The sequence below is a fragment of the Flagellimonas alvinocaridis genome (genome assembly GCF_004916895.1).
Lineage (GTDB): Bacteria > Bacteroidota > Bacteroidia > Flavobacteriales > Flavobacteriaceae > Flagellimonas > Flagellimonas alvinocaridis.
Window position 1 is genome coordinate 946,428 of record NZ_SNTZ01000001.1, and the last position, 17,266, is coordinate 963,693.

General features: G+C 42.4%; 18 protein-coding genes. 14 read left to right on the forward strand and 4 right to left on the reverse strand.

Going from position 1 to position 17,266, the window contains the following annotated elements; genetic code table 11:
• The first annotated feature begins 17 nt into the window (after positions 1–17).
• The 4 genes from EZV76_RS04275 to EZV76_RS04290 all read left to right on the forward strand — a co-directional run bounded on the left by EZV76_RS04275 (position 18) and on the right by EZV76_RS04290 (position 4,617).
• Entirely contained in the window at positions 18–1,097 is a 1,080-nt protein-coding gene (locus EZV76_RS04275; RefSeq protein WP_161594384.1) for a sensor histidine kinase, read from the forward strand.
• 2 nt (positions 1,098–1,099) lie between these two features.
• On the forward strand, positions 1,100–1,855 hold the full coding sequence (locus tag EZV76_RS04280) for a LytR/AlgR family response regulator transcription factor (RefSeq protein ID WP_136565327.1): 756 nt from the start codon (positions 1,100–1,102) through the stop codon (positions 1,853–1,855).
• An 87-nt stretch (positions 1,856–1,942) separates the two neighbouring features.
• Entirely contained in the window at positions 1,943–2,521 is a 579-nt protein-coding gene (locus EZV76_RS04285; protein ID WP_136565328.1) for a DUF3332 domain-containing protein, read from the forward strand.
• A gap of 200 nt (positions 2,522–2,721) precedes the next feature.
• Entirely contained in the window at positions 2,722–4,617 is a 1,896-nt protein-coding gene (locus tag EZV76_RS04290; protein ID WP_136565329.1) for a M61 family metallopeptidase, read from the forward strand.
• Positions 4,618–4,687: 70 nt separating this feature from the next.
• Here the strand turns inward: EZV76_RS04290 and ahcY are convergent, their stop codons facing one another.
• Positions 4,688–6,004 (reverse strand): adenosylhomocysteinase, encoded by a 1,317-nt coding sequence (gene ahcY / locus EZV76_RS04295; protein WP_136565330.1) that lies wholly within the window; start codon positions 6,002–6,004, stop codon positions 4,688–4,690.
• 73 nt (positions 6,005–6,077) lie between these two features.
• Between ahcY and EZV76_RS04300 the strand changes: the two genes are divergently transcribed.
• The 7 genes from EZV76_RS04300 (at position 6,078) to EZV76_RS04330 (ending at position 13,694) form a co-directional block, all read left to right on the forward strand.
• Complete coding sequence (locus tag EZV76_RS04300) at positions 6,078–6,719, forward strand: 4'-phosphopantetheinyl transferase family protein (RefSeq protein WP_136565331.1); 642 nt, start codon at positions 6,078–6,080, stop codon at positions 6,717–6,719.
• Between the two features lie 46 nt (positions 6,720–6,765).
• Complete coding sequence (locus EZV76_RS04305) at positions 6,766–7,026, forward strand: thiamine-binding protein (RefSeq protein ID WP_136565332.1); 261 nt, start codon at positions 6,766–6,768, stop codon at positions 7,024–7,026.
• Positions 7,010–7,645, forward strand: a complete 636-nt coding sequence (pnuC, locus tag EZV76_RS04310; RefSeq protein WP_136565333.1) for a nicotinamide riboside transporter PnuC — start codon at positions 7,010–7,012, stop codon at positions 7,643–7,645. Before EZV76_RS04305 ends, pnuC begins: the two co-directional genes overlap by 17 nt.
• The gene (locus tag EZV76_RS04315) at positions 7,606–8,175 is read left to right on the forward strand and encodes an AAA family ATPase (protein ID WP_136565334.1); all 570 of its coding nucleotides are present in this window, start codon (positions 7,606–7,608) and stop codon (positions 8,173–8,175) included. Before pnuC ends, EZV76_RS04315 begins: the two co-directional genes overlap by 40 nt.
• Positions 8,168–9,706, forward strand: a complete 1,539-nt coding sequence (locus tag EZV76_RS04320; protein ID WP_136565335.1) for a DUF4301 family protein — start codon at positions 8,168–8,170, stop codon at positions 9,704–9,706. The genes EZV76_RS04315 and EZV76_RS04320 overlap by 8 nt, the downstream gene beginning before the upstream one ends.
• 775 nt (positions 9,707–10,481) lie before the next feature.
• Positions 10,482–12,653 (forward strand): TonB-dependent receptor, encoded by a 2,172-nt coding sequence (locus EZV76_RS04325; protein ID WP_136565336.1) that lies wholly within the window; start codon positions 10,482–10,484, stop codon positions 12,651–12,653.
• A 39-nt stretch (positions 12,654–12,692) separates the two neighbouring features.
• Positions 12,693–13,694 carry a Gfo/Idh/MocA family protein gene (locus tag EZV76_RS04330; RefSeq protein ID WP_136565337.1) on the forward strand — a complete coding sequence of 334 codons (1,002 nt, stop codon included), beginning with the start codon at positions 12,693–12,695 and terminating at the stop codon, positions 13,692–13,694.
• Here the strand turns inward: EZV76_RS04330 and EZV76_RS04335 are convergent.
• Positions 13,691–14,134 carry a Rieske (2Fe-2S) protein gene (locus EZV76_RS04335; protein ID WP_136565338.1) on the reverse strand — a complete coding sequence of 148 codons (444 nt, stop codon included), beginning with the start codon at positions 14,132–14,134 and terminating at the stop codon, positions 13,691–13,693. The genes EZV76_RS04330 and EZV76_RS04335 overlap by 4 nt on opposite strands.
• A gap of 186 nt (positions 14,135–14,320) precedes the next feature.
• On the opposite strand from EZV76_RS04335, the gene greA reads away from it, so the two are divergent.
• On the forward strand, positions 14,321–14,797 hold the full coding sequence (greA, locus tag EZV76_RS04340; RefSeq protein WP_136565339.1) for a transcription elongation factor GreA: 477 nt from the start codon (positions 14,321–14,323) through the stop codon (positions 14,795–14,797).
• Between the two features lie 62 nt (positions 14,798–14,859).
• Entirely contained in the window at positions 14,860–15,252 is a 393-nt protein-coding gene (locus EZV76_RS04345; protein ID WP_136565340.1) for an HIT family protein, read from the forward strand.
• Here EZV76_RS04345 and EZV76_RS04350 read toward each other — a convergent pair.
• Positions 15,245–15,595, reverse strand: coding sequence for a hypothetical protein (locus tag EZV76_RS04350; protein ID WP_136565341.1), 351 nt, complete (start codon positions 15,593–15,595; stop codon positions 15,245–15,247). The two genes, EZV76_RS04345 and EZV76_RS04350, sit on opposite strands and share 8 nt — an antisense overlap.
• 3 nt (positions 15,596–15,598) lie before the next feature.
• Positions 15,599–16,750: a sensor histidine kinase gene (locus tag EZV76_RS04355; RefSeq protein WP_136565342.1), complete on the reverse strand. Its 1,152-nt coding sequence runs from the start codon at positions 16,748–16,750 to the stop codon at positions 15,599–15,601.
• A gap of 123 nt (positions 16,751–16,873) precedes the next feature.
• On the opposite strand from EZV76_RS04355, the gene EZV76_RS04360 reads away from it, so the two are divergent.
• On the forward strand, positions 16,874–17,251 hold the full coding sequence (locus EZV76_RS04360; RefSeq protein ID WP_136565343.1) for a DUF3127 domain-containing protein: 378 nt from the start codon (positions 16,874–16,876) through the stop codon (positions 17,249–17,251).
• Positions 17,252–17,266 lie beyond the last annotated feature (15 nt).

Sequence of the window (17,266 nt, forward strand, 5' to 3'; positions counted from 1 at the left end):
AACAAATGGTTTTTGGGATGCTCAAAAAGAAAGGGTTAAAAAAATTTCTGTTCCGTTGGATGGTGGTCAACGTGGTTTTCTTTACCATCAAAGTCACCATGGAGCATGAAGAGGGTGAGCTGCATACCTTTTTTACGTCCACGAGCCAGTTCTATTATTGGACCACCTTCCTATTTTTTATGATAACCTGGGAGTTCAATGATCGGTTGATCTATAAAGAACTGAGAAAAGGAGAACTCAATCTAAGGAATAGTATCGGTATCTATTTGAAGACCATGGCATTGTTGCTACCCTTGAGTGCCTTGATTTACTATTTGGCCCTTTTCCCCTTAAGAGAAGTGTTGGACATTCACTGTGAACAACCTTACATCATTGAATTTTGGGGCGACTTTTTTAGAGCTGGATTGATAGGATCTACCGTAGTGTTCATCAACCTTTTTTATTTTTCCATGAAGCAGAAGGAAGAAATGCAGGAACAGATGGAAAATCTGAAAAGAGAAATGATCGCTTCCAAGTATTCCTCCTTGCGAAGTCAAATTAGCCCCCATTTTTTGTTCAACAGTTTAAATACGTTGACGTCCTTGATGTATGAGGACCGGGATTTGGCCTCGGACTTTGTAACCCGGTTGGCCTCTAGTTACCGTTATATTTTGGATAACAAGGAAGAGGATTTGGTAAGTTTGCAAAAAGAGCTCAATTTTTTGGATGCCTATATCTTTATGATGGAGGTACGGCACAAGGATGCGATTTCGGTTAAAATGGACATCAAGGTTGCTCCGGAACTCTATCGGATTCCTACCTTGACCTTGCAAATGTTAATAGAAAATGCCCTGAAGCACAATTGGTATTCCAAGGAAAAACCCTTGCAGATTTCGCTGTCCACGATTGGGAACAGCGCTTTGGCCATCAAGAATACCCTTAGAAAGCGTGATACCAAAGAGGAAAATACCAAACTTGGTCTGGAAAACATCAAAAAGCGTTATTCGTACTATACCAACAAGGAAGTGTTGATACGTGAGGAGGATGGCCATTTTGAGGTCATTATTCCACTTCTGGATAAAAAAATAACGGAAATGAACCTAAAAGCCATATCCTAAAAATGAAGGCGGTCATTGTTGAGGACGAAGAATTTGCCCTAAAGCGTTTGGCGCAGATGGTTGGGGAATTGGCCCCAGAAATTGAGATTGTGGCCGGACTCAATTCTGTGGAGAGTGGTGCCGATTGGTTCCAGAAAAACCAACTTCCCGATTTGGTGTTTTTGGACATCCAACTCAATGATGGGTATGGTTTTGACATCTTGGATGCCATTGAGGACCATCCTCCCGTAATATTTACAACGGCCTATAATGAATTTGCCATTCGTGGATTTAAGTACAATGGGGTAGATTATCTGTTAAAACCGATAGTGAAGGGAGACTTGAAGACGGCGCTGGAAAAATTCAAGAAAAATGTTACCCGTAACGGACATACCACCACAGAAAATCTGGAGCATCTGAAACAACTTTTCCATAAGGAATACAAACATAGGTTCATGGTAAAGGTGGGGAACCAATTCCGTTCTTTCAACGTGGAGGACATCGCCTATTTTAAATCCCATGAAGGGTTGATATGCCTGTATACGCATTTGGGCCAATCTTATCCCATTGAATACACCATAGACCAATTGGAGAATATCCTAAACCCTATTCACTTTTTCAGGATCAACCGCAAGTTCATGGTCTCAGTAAAGGCCGTGGTGGAAATCCATAGCTATTTTAACAGCCGTTTGTTGTTGAAACTTCTTCCAAAGGAAGAAGAGCAGGTAATCGTTTCACGGGAGCGCACCACCAATTTTAAGAAATGGCTGGATATGTGATAATGTTCTGATGTTGAACACAGAACCCCAAGATGGGTTGAAATACTTTTTGTAGCTTTAAGTACATTAACTATAAACCCATTTATCATGAAAAAAGTCATTAGCTGTTTGTTATTGTCGTCTACCATCTTGTTTTCAAGCTGTTTGGGGTCGTTCAAGGCGTTCAATAATTTGAAGGACTGGAACCAAGGGGCAACCGACAGTAAATTTGTAGATAACTTGATTTTTTGGGGGTTGTGGATTGTTCCCGTGTATGAATTGTTCCTCCTCGGGGATGCTATAATCTTCAATGTGATCGAGTTTTGGTCCGGATCTAACCCTATTGCCATGAAGGAAGGGGAATCCGAGACCCAAATGGTGGAACATGATGGTAACACCTTTAAAATGGTGGCCACAAAGAACCGAGTGCAGGTGAGTGTGGTCGCAGGACCCAAACAAGGCAAGAAAATCGATTTGGTGTACAAGCCCGATGAAAAATCTTGGAACGCCGTTCGCCCAAATGGAGAGATTATAAAGTTATCCTCTTTCGAGGAAGGGTTCTATATTGTGTATATGCCCAATGGCGAACAAGTTAAAATCGACCCTATGAGCACAAGGCAAGAGGGGTTGGCCATTCTCCAGGAAAACAAGACCTGTTATTATTCCGAAAGTTTATTGGCAGATTAATTACAGTTGACCATTTAAAAAGCCATGGTTCTTTCCATGGCTTTTTTTTGCCAAAAACTTTCGGAATATTATAGAACTATTAGCCTTTGCTTGGTAAAGGATCTTTATATGTAACAAATCAACTATTTCCGTAACCTATTGTTGTTGGAAATATTTTAATCCTATATTAGTTGGCAATATCAAAAAACATTCAGTAAATCATGATAAAAAAGGTAACCTTACATGCATTGGTGCTTGCAACAGTTTTTTCTTGCGGTGTCAAAAATCAAGTCAATGATCTAGCTTCCGATAATCCTATAAGGGCTCAATTGGATTTGGTTAATATTCAAGATGATAAAGTAAATGTGGTCATAGATCCAGGGAGGTTTGTCCAAGATACGGTTATTTACAGATTGCCAAGAGTGGTTCAGGGAACCTATGCAGTATCTGATTTTGGGAAGTATGTAGAGAATATATCGGCTATTGATTATCAGGGAAATACGATGCAAATTACTCAGGTTGACACCAACACTTGGATGTTTGCCAATGCCAAGAATTTGGATAAAATAACGTATGCGGTAAACGATACTTTTGATCAGGAAGTGGATGGAGGAATTGGCGAGGAAGTTCCCTTTTCACCCTCAGGGACCAATATAGAGCCTAAGCAGGTGATGCTGAACCTCCACGGGTTTGTGGGGTATTTTGATTCCCTAAAACGGAATGCTTACCAAATTGACATCAAATCTCCTACAAAATTCAAGTACACCTCTCCTCTCACAGAAATACAATCGACCCAGAGCGAGGATGGTACCATCAAAAACTCAGTGTTCCTTGCCAATCGATATTTTGAGGTAACGGACAATCCCATGATGTATGGGGAGACCGAAGTTGAGGAGTTTATGGTTGGAAACATCAAGATTGTATTGAGTGTTTTTTCCCCCAATGGAGTACATAAGGCTTCCGAGATTAAAGAAATCATGGCAGAGATGATGCAAGCCCAAAAGAGATATCTCGGAGATTTGAACAGTACGCCCCGATATGACATCCTACTTTATTTGTCCGACACCAAAAAACCAGATTCCCCAAAAGGGTTTGGAGCTTTGGAACACCATACTTCCACTGTGGTGGTCTTGCCGGAACAAATGGATCCAGAAGCATTGGCAGAATCGATGATCGATGTAGTGGCCCACGAATTCTTTCATATTGTCACTCCACTTTCAGTACATTCAGAAGACGTACATTATTTTGACTACAATAACCCAACATTCAGTAAGCACCTATGGCTTTACGAAGGGGTCACCGAATATTTTGCGCAGCATTTCCAGGTCTATGAAGGCTTGATAGACCCGGCGGAGTATTACGCTAGGACCACTGAAAAGATAAATACCTCAAGGTCCAATTACGATGATGCCATGAGTTTTACCCAAATGAGTGAGAACATTTTGGAAAACCCATATAAGGACAACTATGCCAATGTGTATATGAAAGGAGCGTTGATTGGTATGTGCATGGATATTTTAATGAGGGAAAACAGTGATGGGCAACGTAGCCTGCGTTCGTTGTTAGGAGAGTTGTCCGTAAAATATGGTAAGGACAAACCTTTTGAAGATGATGCCCTTATTGCTGAAATTACCACAATGACCTATCCTGCGGTTGGTGAATTTTTAAACACCCATGTAGTTGGAAATACACCCATAGATTATGGTCAAATGTTGGATAAGGTAGGACTTTATTTCGCAGAGGCTGAAGTGGAGACCAATTACATTCAGAATGCCGGCGAACTAATCTTGTCCGCAGACCCAGAGAGGGGAGGGATTAAATTCAATGACCTTGTGGCAAACAACAGCTTTTGGAACGATAATGGGGTTAAACCCAATGATTTTATAAAATCCATTAATGGAACAGAAGTCACCTTGGCCAACGCCAATCAAATTTTAACAGAAGTGTATGCATGGAGTCCTGGCAAAGCCATTCAAGTAGAGTTGTTAAGGGGAGATGAGGAGGTCCTCATTGAGGCCACCACCACACCAACCTATACCAAAGCCGTTACGCTATTGGAAAACCCAGAGGCCACGGAAGCCCAAAAAGAATTACGGAAGGCTTGGCTAAAAGGCTAGGTCTAAGTTTTGCCAAATAAAAAAGGCCCCGATCATGATCGGGGCCTTTTTTTATAGGTTGTCCAGAAAATTAATATCTGTAATAATCAGGTTTAAAGGGGCCATCCACTTTTACACCGATATATTCTGCTTGATCTTCCTTCAATTCGGTCAATTCGGCGCCCAAGCGTGCCAAATGCAATTGTGCCACTTTCTCATCCAAATGTTTGGGAAGCATATATACTTCGTTTTCATATTTGTCACTATGGTTCCAAAGTTCTATTTGGGCCAAGGTTTGGTTAGTAAATGAATTGCTCATCACAAAACTAGGGTGGCCCGTGGCACAACCCAAATTCACTAATCTACCCTCTGCCAATATAATAAGGTCCTTACCATCAATGGTATACTTGTCCACTTGTGGTTTGATCTCGTCTTTGGTATTGCCATAGGCCCTGTTTAACCAAGCCATATCGATCTCATTGTCAAAATGGCCAATGTTACAGACAATGGCCTTGTCTTTTAAGGCACGAAAATGCTCTTCGCGGATGATGTCCTTGTTTCCGGTTGCGGTGATGACCACATCGGCATTGGGGACAACGCTTTCCAGTTTTTTCACCTCATAGCCATCCATACAGGCCTGAAGGGCACAGATAGGGTCAATCTCTGTCACGGTAACAATGGCCCCTGCACCACGGAAGGAGGCCGCTGTACCTTTTCCAACATCACCATATCCGGCAACAACCACTCGTTTTCCGGCCAACATGGTGTCTGTGGCCCTACGAATCGCATCCACGGCACTTTCACGACACCCGTATTTATTATCGAATTTGGATTTGGTCACGGAGTCGTTCACGTTAATGGCAGGCATGGGCAAGGTGCCTTTCTTCATACGCTCGTACAAACGGTGCACGCCAGTGGTGGTCTCTTCGGAAAGGCCTTTTACGCCTGAAGCCAGTTCAGGATATTTATCCAACACCATATTGGTAAGGTCACCACCATCGTCCAAAATCATGTTCAAGGGCTGTCTGTCCTCACCAAAGAACAAAGTCTGCTCAATGCACCAGTCGAACTCCTCCTCATTCATCCCTTTCCAGGCATAGACTGGGATTCCGGCAGCGGCAATGGCAGCAGCGGCATGGTCTTGGGTGGAAAAGATGTTACAGGAACTCCAGGTCACTTCGGCGCCAAGGGCCACCAAAGTTTCAATCAATACCGCAGTTTGAATGGTCATGTGCAAACAACCGGCAATACGGGCTCCCTTCAAGGGCTGTTCTTTTCCGTATTCCTCTCGTAATGCCATAAGTCCTGGCATTTCGGCCTCGGCAAGCTCAATCTCTTTTCTTCCCCAGTTGGCTAGGGAAATATCTTTCACCTTATAGGGTACATGGGGAATTGTCTTTGTGCTCATACGTATATAAATTTACTTTCGTAGCTTAGCTTTTATAGTGCAGCAAAGATACAAAAACACCTAACTATTAGTCGTGCCCATTTACAAAACCATAACAGTTTCACCAACCACCTCGGTCTACATATGGAAAGTCACCGAGGCTGAGAAGGAATTGTCCAAGGGAATAGAGCTTACTCCCCATTGCCAAGATAGGATGGATGGAATGAAATCCGAGGCGCATCGGAGGGCCTTTTTGAGCATCAGGCATTTAATGGCCAAAGCGGGTTATGAGGACAAAGACCTATACTATGACGATTTTGGGAAGCCCCATTTAAAGGATGGGAACCATATTTCCATTACCCATTCGCATAATTTTACGGGGGTCATCATCAGCGAAACGGACGAAGTAGGGATAGATATTGAGATGCAGCGCGACAAAATCCTAAGAATTGCACATAAATTCACTCCCATTGAAGAGTACAAGACCTTGGCCAATGTCGAGGCCATTATTAGAAAACTTACCATCGTTTGGGGTGCCAAGGAATCGCTTTATAAAATTTATGCGCAACAGGGCTTGAGTTTTTTACGCCATATTGATGTGATGGACTTTACCTTTCAAGATGCTAGGACGGTGGCCGAAATCTTGTACAAGGGCAAAAAATCCCATTATGAGATTGAGTTTTTGGAGTTTGAAGGATTCACTTGCGTATATGCCCTCAGAATGATGGGGGGATGACAGGTAGTTTTTACTAGATTTGCTTTTGGAAAATAAAAGTGCCCCCATGAAGATATCCGTTGAGCTTACCTTGACGCCGCTACAAGATGATTTTGAGCCCCCTATCATCGATTTCATTAAAAAGTTGAGGTCTTCTGGACTTACTGTTTTGGAGAATCCCTTAAGCACCCAAGTCTTTGGGGAATATGATAGGGTTATGGGGTTGTTGACGGATGAAATTAAAGTAGCCTTTGAAAATATTGATCATGTAGTATTGGGGATGAAGATTGTAAAATCCGATAGGAGCGACTATGAACCCCATTTTTGATTTTTTCCTTGGCCCGTACGAGGACCGCGAACTCTCCCTCATTATTCTTGAAGCCACTGCCTTTTTCTTTGGAATAGCCAGTGTGATCTACGCCAAGAGGGAAGATATTATGGTCTATCCAACTGGGTTGGTGGCTACCGCCATTACCACCTACATTTTTTTCGTGGATCGCTTGTTGGGCGATATGATGATGAACTTCTACTTTTCCATCATGAGCATTTATGGATGGTGGAATTGGGCCCGTAGAAAGCAAAATCGGGAATTTATAGTAAGGATTTCTCGCACCAATACTAGGGAAAAATGGATTGGGATTGCACTGTTCTCCGTTACGCTGTTGGTCACCTTTGGGGTATACAAGGCTTTTGGGGCTGAAATAAAGACGACCAACTATGTGGATATCGTCACCTCGGGCATTTTCTTTACGGCCATGTGGTATATGGCCAACAAAAAATTGGAAAGCTGGACTCTTTGGGTTTTGGGAGACTTAATAACTGTACCTTTGTACGCCTACCGGGGATGGGGCATGTTCTCATTGCAATACCTCATTTTTACCGTATTGGCCATTCAGGGATATGTAGCATGGAAGAAAGACTTGGGCAAGAGCCCTCAAACCTCATAAAAGTAGTTCTATTTGGGCCGGAATCTACTGGAAAGACCACCTTGGCCCAACAATTGGCCCAACACTACCAAACCGAGTGGGTGCCAGAATATGCCCGGGAATATCTTCAAGATAAATGGGACAGGGAACAAAAGACCTGCGAGCCTAAAGACCTTGTTCCCATCGCTTATGGACAGATGCGCTTGGAGAACCAATTGGCAAAAAAAGCGAACAAGATTTTGGTTTGTGACACAGACCTTTTGGAGACTAAAGTATATTCAGAAACCTATTACACAGGAAGTTGTGATCCAATTCTAGAAAAATATGCTATCCAAAACACTTATGATCTATACTTGTTAACCTATATTGACACCCCATGGGAGGCAGACGATCTAAGGGACAAACCCGAAGAACGTGAGGAAATGTTCCAGTATTTCAAGCAAGCTTTGGAAAAATATGACCGAAATTTTGTTATTTTAAAGGGGGACAAAGCGTTCCGGCTTTCAACGGCCATACAAGAAATCGATAAACTTTTTAAGGCGCATGATTGATTTAAGTTCAAAAGACTTGGAACAATTGGAAAACAAGGGGATTTCCAAAGAAAAGGTGGTAAATCAGATAGAAACTTTCAAAGCTGGGATACCCTTTGTGGATTTGGTGAAGGCAGCGGTAATTTCCAATGGTATCTTTAGATTTTCGGAAAAGGAGCAAGAAGAACTTGTACAATATTTTGAGCAGAACCGAAGCCATTTGGATTTATTGAAATTCGTTCCAGCTTCTGGGGCAGCATCCCGGATGTTCAAGGCCATGTTCAATTTTTTGGATGCCTTTGACCCCAAAAAGGAGACCCTTTCTGAATATTTGGACCGAACAGGCGATTCCGATGCAAAAAAGTTTACCGACCAAATGCATAAGCTGCCCTTTTATGGGTTCATTATGGATCGTATTAAGGATAATGTGTCCAATAAAGACGAAGAAGCCTATCTTTTTGTAAAGGAAATGCTAGGAGAAGAGAGATTAAACTACGGATTCTATCCCAAAGGACTATTGCCCTTTCATAAGTACGATTCAGGTAGCGCAACACCATTTGAGGAGCATTTGAGGGAAGCGGCATTGTATGCCAAAACAGATGGGAAGGCCCATTTACACTTTACCGTTTCTCCACAGCACGATGATATGTTTAAGGAAGAAGAATCCAAGGTGTCTCCAAAAATTTCGAAGGCTACAAGCACGCAGTTCCTAATTTCATATTCAAACCAAAAGCCATCCACCGATACCATTGCGGTGGACATGGAGAATAAGCCCTTTAAAAATGGTGATGGTTCAATACTGTTTCGCCCCGGTGGACATGGGGCCCTGATTGAAAACTTGAACGAACAGGACGCCGATATCATTTTTATCAAGAATATAGACAATGTGGTGGTCGACAAGAATTTGGAAAAAGTGGCCAACAGCAAAAAAATGTTGGCCGGAGTGCTAAAAAAAGTTCAGGTCAAGGCCTTTGAGTATGCTAGACTTTTGGATGACAATAAAGTGTCGCCAGAAAAATCCGATGAAATAAAATCCTTTTTGGAAAGAGAACTCAATGTTCGAATGCCCAAAGATTATGATAATATGGATGTTAACGAACAACTAGTCATTTTAAAGGATAAATTAAATCGTCCCATACGTATCTGTGGAATGGTAAAGAACGAAGGGGAACCAGGAGGCGGTCCTTTTTGGGTGAGGGATGCCGAAGGAAATATTTCACTTCAAATCATTGAGTCGGCTCAGATTGACCTATCCAATCAGGAACAGGAGTCCATTCTCAAAAATTCAACCCACTTTAATCCAGTGGATTTGGTATGCGGAGTAAGAAACTACAAGGGAGAAAAATACAATCTTTTGGATTTTGTGGACCCTAAGCAAGGATTTATTACGGGAAAGACACAAGAAGGCAAGGAGTTAAAGGCGTTGGAGCTTCCAGGACTGTGGAATGGAGCGATGGCCTTTTGGAACACTTTATTTGTCGAAGTCCCTTTGGTAACATTTAATCCTGTGAAGACCGTAAACGATCTTCTTAAGCCTACCCATCAAGCATAGACAAGAAAACATTTTGTAAAATCCGCTTCTTGGCAGAGAAGCGGATTTTTTTTTTGCTTTTATGTGACCCCCATAAAAAAGTAGTGTCAAAAAGATATAATGGAAACGGATACACTGTTAAAAGAATTTATAGTTTTTAATGTAACCGTAGAAGAGAGACAGTCTTAATGACTGTCTGGATTTTAGGTTGGTTGATTTGGTTGGAAGGCCGTACAAATTGTACGGCTTTCTTTTAAAAACTCTTTTTGACGGTATTTGCTTAAAGGAAACAAAAACAATGCTATTTGGAATAGTTCTGTTCTTTAATATAATCTCATTGGCCATGGCCATTTACCTTTTGGTGTCATATATAAAAAGTCGAAAGAAAATAGTACATAAAAAAAAAGCAGGATGATGCTAGCTAAACGCTAACCATGTATTATCCGTTGTTGCCAAGTGTGGTCATAATTTTTTTCCTTGGGATTATGATTTTGGCACTTTTGAAAGGCTGCTTCGGCGGCCTTTCTTCTTTTTCATCACAAAAGTTTAACCTGTTGTTATTGCAATGAATTAGTGGTGATTTTGCTATGAAAAAAGAACTCTACATAGTACATTTGCGGCCATCTCAAAGGGGTGCTTTGCATGGCAAGGCTGAGATTATACCCAATGAACCTGGGCGGGTAATGCTGCCAAGGGATTGCGCAAGGCGCATCTTGGAATTTCATCGTTTCTTTAAAGAAACAAAATCAAGTATTAACAAGAATAATGGCCCCTTTTATTCGTAACATTTTTACGAATGAAAACTTTATTCACAACATTGGCCGTTTCCGGGCTGGCGCTGAGTATGAGCGCACAACAGGAACCAACAGATTCTTTGGAAGGTAAAAAAGTGGTGTTGGACGAGGTCTTGGTCCAAGCTGTACGGGTGACCAAGGAATTTCCCATTACCTTTTCCAACTTGGACAAAGAGGAGCTTACCTCCCGAAACCTAGGGCAGGACGTTCCCATTTTAATGAACTTTTTACCGGCCGTGGTCACTACCTCAGATGCAGGTGCTGGGGTGGGATACACCAGTTTCCGTGTAAGGGGGACCGACTCAAGGGGGGTAAATGTCACCATTAATGGTGTGCCGTACAATGATGCGGAATCCCATGGGACATTTTGGGTGAACATGCCTGATTTTGCTTCTTCGACCCAGAGTTTGCAGTTGCAGCGCGGGGTGGGTACTTCTACCAATGGTGCAGGGGCATTTGGCGCAAGCCTAAATGTATTGACGGATGCATTTTCCGAAGAGGCGTATGCCAAGATTTCCTCTTCTGTGGGGAGTTTTAACACGCTGCGGAACAATGTAAAGTTCAGTACCGGGATGTTGAATGACCATTTTGAATTTTCGGGAAGGTTGTCGCGCATTACTTCTGATGGGTATGTGGACCGTGCCAGCTCCGAACTGGACAGCTATTTTATGCAAGGGACCTACCGTAGCGACAATACTTTGCTAAAGGCATTGTTTTTTGGAGGTCATGAGGTTACCTATCAAGCCTGGAACGGCATCACTGCTGAAGAATTGGAAGAAAATAGAACCTACAATTCCGCAGGAAGATATACCGATGAGAATGGGAATGTACAGTTTCATGACCGTGAAGAGGACAATTACAAGCAAAACCATGTGCAATTGCATTGGAACCGGACCCTAAGTCCGGAATGGAGTACCAATTTGGCCTTGCACTATACCCGCGGTAGGGGGTATTTTGAACAGTATAGGGAAGATGATGACTTTTCAGACTATGGCTTGGAACCCATTAGCTTGGGAGGGGAGACCATCAATACTACCGACTTGATCCGAAGAAGATGGTTGGACAACCACTTTTATGGCACCGTTTTTTCGGCCACGTATGATAAAGAAAGCCTGAAATTGATCTTGGGTGGAGGATACAATGAGTACAAGGGAGACCACTTTGGGGAAATCATCTGGGCACGTTATGCAAGTGGTAGTGAAATTAGGGATAGGTACTATGATGACAATTCCACTAAAACGGATTTCAATACCTATGCAAAGGCCAATTATCAGTTGGATGACCAATGGTCGGTTTTTGGGGATATGCAATACCGAAGGGTTGGCTATGAAGCCAATGGAGAAGATACGGGATTGGTGGATGATACCTTCAATTTTTTCAATCCAAAGGCAGGGATTACGTTCAATTTGAACCCCAACAACAATTTTTATCTGTCCTACGCCAGGGCCAATAGGGAACCCAATCGGAATGACTATGAAAACGGCAGCCCCAAACCTGAGCAATTGAACGATTATGAGTTAGGGTGGCGTTTTGTGTCCCCTGACATCCAGCTAAACACCAATGTGTACTACATGCGCTATAAAGATCAGTTGGTGCTCACTGGGGAACTCAATGATGTGGGAGCGCCACTAAGGGCCAATGTGGGGGATAGTTACCGCTTGGGATTGGAAGTGGATGCCAACATCCGATTGGGGCGCAAGTTTAGGATACAGCCCAATGTGGCCTTGAGCGATAATAGAAATGTTGATTTCTTCTTCCAACGCGATGGGGAACTCCAAAACTTGGGGAACACCAAAATTGCGTATTCACCACAAGTGATTGCTGGAAACATCCTTGCGTTTCAACCCAATACAAATTTTCAGGTATCGTTGCTTTCGAAATTTGTAGGCAAGCAGTACATGGGGAACATCGATTCCGAAAATTCAACTTTGGACAGTTATACCCAAACCGATTTCAATGTGCAATATGTCATCGAGGCCAATTCGTTTGTAAAAAGCATTGTGCTTTCCGGGTTGGTGAACAATATTTTTGATGCCGATATTGTTTCCAATGGGTATTTCTACACCTTTGATGACGACTATTCCAATCCTGGAACCGTTACCACCATTGAGGGAGCGGGATATTACCCCCAGGCAGGAATCAACTTTCTCATAGGGGCCACCGTTAATTTTTAATGACCAAATAGTAAATGGGATTCTGTACTTTTATACACCATGACAGAATCCCATTTTCATTTTTCTGAAGAAAAGCCCCTCCGATGGGGCATTATTGGTTGCGGTAGTGTGGCCGAAAAGAAAAGCGTTCCAGCATACCAACTCATCCCAGAGTTTAAAGTACACATGGTAATGCGTCGCGATGCAGAGAGAGTCCAAGATTATGCCCAAAGGCACCAAATAGCGCGTTGGACCACCAATGCGGATGAGGTAATCCAGAATCCGGAAATCGATGCCATTTACATCGCCACACCTCCGGATACCCATAAATTATATGCCCTTCAAGTGGCCGTTGCGGGAAAACCATGTTGTATTGAAAAGCCCATGTCGCCCAATTATCAGGACAGTTTGGTCATTTATGAAGCATTCAAGAGGAAGAACATACCCCTTTTCATTGCGTATTATCGTCGCTCTTTGCCCCGATTCCTTAAAGTGAAGCAATGGTTGGATGAGGGGTTGATAGGCAGGGTGAGGCATGTAAATTGGCAAAAATCCGCATCGCCCAATGAGGTCGATTTAAATGGCGGGTCCAATTGGCGGACGGAAGAGAAAGTGGCTCCCGGTGGTTATTTTGATGATTTGGCCAGTCACGGTCTGGATTTGTTCAACTTTCTTTTTGGGGATATCAAAACAGCAAACGGGGTGGCCTTGAACCAACAAGGTTTGTATACGGCCCATGATGCCATTGCGGGAAGTTGGTTGCACGAAAATGGGGTGACAGGAGCTGGATTTTGGAATTTTGGCACCCATCATCGGGTGGATAAGGTAGAGATTTTTGGTTCCGAAGGAAGCATACGCTTTGCAGTTCTGGACGAGGCCCCTGTTGAATTGGAGAATACCTCGGGACATGAAATTCTGGAAATTCCACATCCAGCGCATGTGCAACAATATCATGTGGAGAACATCAAAAATCATTTGTTGGGAAAATGTGAACACCCCTCAACAGGAAAAACAGGGTTGCATACCAGTTGGGTCATGGATGCTATCTTGGGCAATCTTTAATTGGAGATGACCACAGTGTTTCCGCTTTGCGTGGCTCTATAAAAAAGCAAATCGTAATATCTGCCTCCGTCATCAGGTCTGTCCAACTGCTGTCCCGTAAACAAATTATAGGTGTATCCCTCACAATCACAGACTACATTCTGTCCATCTATGGACATCGTGGAACAGGTATTGGGAGCATGGTTGGGACAACTGGCTTCCCACGCTACAAATTGGGCGCCACTCAATCCAGCACGCATTACAAAGACACCTCGGGTACCTACACCATCGTTGCCAACATAGACAGGATTACCAATATTGTTCAGCCCATTATAAAGAGGTAGGTTGAGGTTTAGATCAAACCTAAAATTAACTTCTTGAAGGTATGGATTTCGGTTGGTACTGTCTGAGCTACAAGAAATTAGAAAGATAAGAAGGATACAGCCCAAAAAGCGTCTCATAGTTTGAATTTCAAAACGTTACTGCTGCAAAGTTGAACAAAAATTACCTATATTTGCGTTAAATCCTCGCAAAAAAACCATGCAGGGGCATGGGTATCGTTGAGGATTTTTTGTATTTGTAGAGAAAGACCATTGGGGAAATTTTTTTATTTTCTTCGATGTTCTTTTGCATAAAAACGTGACGATATGAGTAAAGTATCTTATTACACAGCGGAGGGATTAAAAAAATTAAGGGATGAGTTGAATCACTTGAAAGATGTAGAACGCCCCAAGGCATCGCAGGCCATTGCCGAAGCTAGGGACAAAGGAGATTTGTCCGAAAATGCCGAATATGATGCTGCCAAAGAAGCTCAAGGCCTCTTGGAAATGAAGATTTCCAAAATGGAGGAAACCTTGGCCAATGCTAGGTTGATAGACGAATCGCAATTGGATACCTCAAAAATATTGGTGCTTTCCACAGTAAAACTAAAGAACCAAGCCAATGGCATGGAAATGAAATATACTTTGGTGGCAGAAAGCGAGGCAGACCTAAAATCGGGCAAAATATCCGTTACCTCACCCATTGGAAAAGGATTACTGGGAAAATCTGTCGGCGATGTGGCAGAGATCAAAGTGCCCAACGGAACGTTAAAGTTGGAGGTTTTGGAAATTACAAGGGAATAAAAAAACCTAAAATACCTATATTTAATCCCGTCGAGAGACGGGATTTTTTTAACCAAATCACCATGGCCAGTATTTTCACCAAAATCATCAATGGAGACATCCCATGCTACAAAATAGCAGAAGATGCCGATAATTTTGCCTTTTTGGACATAAATCCAAATGCTAAGGGGCATACGCTATGTGTACCCAAGAAAGAGGTGGATAAACTGCTGGACCTTGATGGGGAGGCGTACATGAAACTTATGGCCTTTTCAAGAAAAGTAGGTAAGGCCATTGAAGCGTCAGTTCCCTGCAAACGTGTCGGGATGACGGTTATTGGGCTGGAAGTGCCTCATGTGCACGTACACCTTATTCCATTGCATAGTATGAAAAATGCAACATTTCAGCATAAGGAGAGCCTAAGTGCAGAGGAGTTTGAAGCTGTGGCCCAAAAAATCCGTGAGGCCCTTAAATAAGACCCTCCAAATAGAAATACACGGTTGCGGCCACCACACAGAGTATCAGCACCAAAACAATAAAAAACAAAGTGGTGAAGCGTATGGATGACCTATCCGGTGTAACCAACTTATTGTAGTAATCAAAAACCCTTTCAATATCCGGGGTCCAACTTACTGGATAAATTACAGATTGACATTTTTTGCATTTTATCTCATGGGTCACCTCATTGGTGGTGATATGGAAAAATGCACCAAGCGTATGTTTTTGGTAAAAGGTGAGTATCAACTCTTGGTTATAGCACTCGGGGCAGTTATTGGTGATTTCGGCTTCCTTGAGAACAATTTTTTTTTCCTTTGCCATGACTCACGTTTCATTTGTTCTGAGGGAAATTTGCATGATTGTTCCCTCCTTACTTGACGAAAATACTTTAATTTTTCCTTTATGGTACTCCTCAACAATTCTTTTTACCAAGGAAAGGCCCAATCCCCAACCTCTTTTTTTAGTGGTTACCCCCGGGATAAAAATATTCTGAAAATCACTTTTTGGGATACCTTGTCCTGTATCGGAAACCAAAATGTGTACGTTTTGTCCTTTTTTTTCAATTTGTATACCAATGTTGCCCTTGCCTTTCATGGCATCTATGCCATTTTTTACCAAATTTTCAATACTCCAATTATATAATGGGGGATTCAATGGTACATAAAGTTGCTCAACGTTGGTACTAAAAGAAAAGTGGACCAACTTGGAACTGCGCTGAATTAAATATTGATAGGCTTTTTCGGTTTCGGCTACAATGTCATGGTTGCGCAGTTCAGGTACGGAACCTATTTTGGAGAACCGTTCCGTAATGGTGTGTAGTCTGTCAATGTCCTTGGCAATTTCTTTGGTAATATCCGGATTGATGTCTTCTGATTTCAACAATTCATTCCAACCCAGTAGTGAAGTCAAAGGTGTGCCAATTTGATGTGCTGTTTCCTTGGCCATCCCCGCCCACAGTTTGTTCTGTTCCGAAGCTTTGTTGGTCCGAAAGAAAAAGAATATCACCGTTCCGAACAGGAAAATTATCAACAATAGGGCAAGGGGGTAATATTTTAGCTTATTCAGGACTTCGGAGTTTCCATAGTAGAGCGTTTCAAGGAGCTCCCCATCCTGAATGATTTGTATAGGTTCATTCTCACTTGCAAATTGTCTGATTTTTTTTTGGATATAGACACTGTCCGCTATCTTCTCCTTAGGAATATTGTGCGTTTTAAACGAGCCTTCTTCGTTTACTAAGATCATGGGGGTAGAGGTATTGTTGCCCATGACCTTTAAGGTGAGGTTTCCCAATTCTTGGTCCACCGAGGATTGAATAAGTTCCAACTGTGCCGTAGCCCAAATTTCCATTTTTAGGCGCTCCTCCTCCTTGAATTTTCTAAAAAAGCTGTTGGTGTTCCAAAGGATAAGGCTAACTATGGCAAATGCCGAAATCAACAGAATTATGTTGGATGCTTTCCTTTTGGGACTGAAGTTCATTTTTTGGCTGAATTGTTATTAAAGATAGCTGAAAAAGAAAATATGTTGATAGTTAGTTGAAATAACGGGTTTCTAATGGGTTTCATTTTATGTACATTTGAATTTTATTGAAATTTAGCATACATGGAAGTTCAGGGAAGAATAAAAATGATTGATGAGACCAAGACATTTGGAAACAATGGGTTCCGAAAAAGAGAAATGGTCATAACAACCGAAGAGCAATATCCGCAGCATATATTGGTGGAGTTTATACAGGATAAATGCGATTTACTGAACAATTATTCCGTAGGTCAACCAGTTAAGGTTAGCATCAACCTTCGCGGTCGTGAGTGGACAAACCCCCAAGGTGAAACCAAATACTTCAACTCCATTCAAGGGTGGAGAATAGAGAATCTACAATCAGAGGCACAAGATGGCAACATGCCGCCCGTTCCACCCATGGAAGCCTTTGAACCAGCGGATGACCTGAATGAGGAAGATCATGACGATCTGCCATTCTAATATTTGTCTGCCTTC

Coding starts and splice junctions, on each gene's coding strand:
- EZV76_RS04330 (WP_136565337.1), top strand. CDS start 12,693: ATGACAGAATCCCATTTTCATTTTTCTGAAGAAAAGCCCCTCCGATGG.
- EZV76_RS04350 (WP_136565341.1), bottom strand. CDS start 15,595: ATGGCAAAGGAAAAAAAAATTGTTCTCAAGGAAGCCGAAATCACCAAT.
- greA (WP_136565339.1), top strand. CDS start 14,321: ATGAGTAAAGTATCTTATTACACAGCGGAGGGATTAAAAAAATTAAGG.
- EZV76_RS04360 (WP_136565343.1), top strand. CDS start 16,874: ATGGAAGTTCAGGGAAGAATAAAAATGATTGATGAGACCAAGACATTT.
- ahcY (WP_136565330.1), bottom strand. CDS start 6,004: ATGAGCACAAAGACAATTCCCCATGTACCCTATAAGGTGAAAGATATT.
- EZV76_RS04345 (WP_136565340.1), top strand. CDS start 14,860: ATGGCCAGTATTTTCACCAAAATCATCAATGGAGACATCCCATGCTAC.
- EZV76_RS04290 (WP_136565329.1), top strand. CDS start 2,722: ATGATAAAAAAGGTAACCTTACATGCATTGGTGCTTGCAACAGTTTTT.
- EZV76_RS04355 (WP_136565342.1), bottom strand. CDS start 16,750: ATGAACTTCAGTCCCAAAAGGAAAGCATCCAACATAATTCTGTTGATT.
- EZV76_RS04325 (WP_136565336.1), top strand. CDS start 10,482: ATGAAAACTTTATTCACAACATTGGCCGTTTCCGGGCTGGCGCTGAGT.
- EZV76_RS04285 (WP_136565328.1), top strand. CDS start 1,943: ATGAAAAAAGTCATTAGCTGTTTGTTATTGTCGTCTACCATCTTGTTT.
- EZV76_RS04275 (WP_161594384.1), top strand. CDS start 18: ATGCTCAAAAAGAAAGGGTTAAAAAAATTTCTGTTCCGTTGGATGGTG.
- EZV76_RS04320 (WP_136565335.1), top strand. CDS start 8,168: ATGATTGATTTAAGTTCAAAAGACTTGGAACAATTGGAAAACAAGGGG.
- EZV76_RS04305 (WP_136565332.1), top strand. CDS start 6,766: ATGAAGATATCCGTTGAGCTTACCTTGACGCCGCTACAAGATGATTTT.
- pnuC (WP_136565333.1), top strand. CDS start 7,010: ATGAACCCCATTTTTGATTTTTTCCTTGGCCCGTACGAGGACCGCGAA.
- EZV76_RS04315 (WP_136565334.1), top strand. CDS start 7,606: ATGGAAGAAAGACTTGGGCAAGAGCCCTCAAACCTCATAAAAGTAGTT.
- EZV76_RS04280 (WP_136565327.1), top strand. CDS start 1,100: ATGAAGGCGGTCATTGTTGAGGACGAAGAATTTGCCCTAAAGCGTTTG.
- EZV76_RS04335 (WP_136565338.1), bottom strand. CDS start 14,134: ATGAGACGCTTTTTGGGCTGTATCCTTCTTATCTTTCTAATTTCTTGT.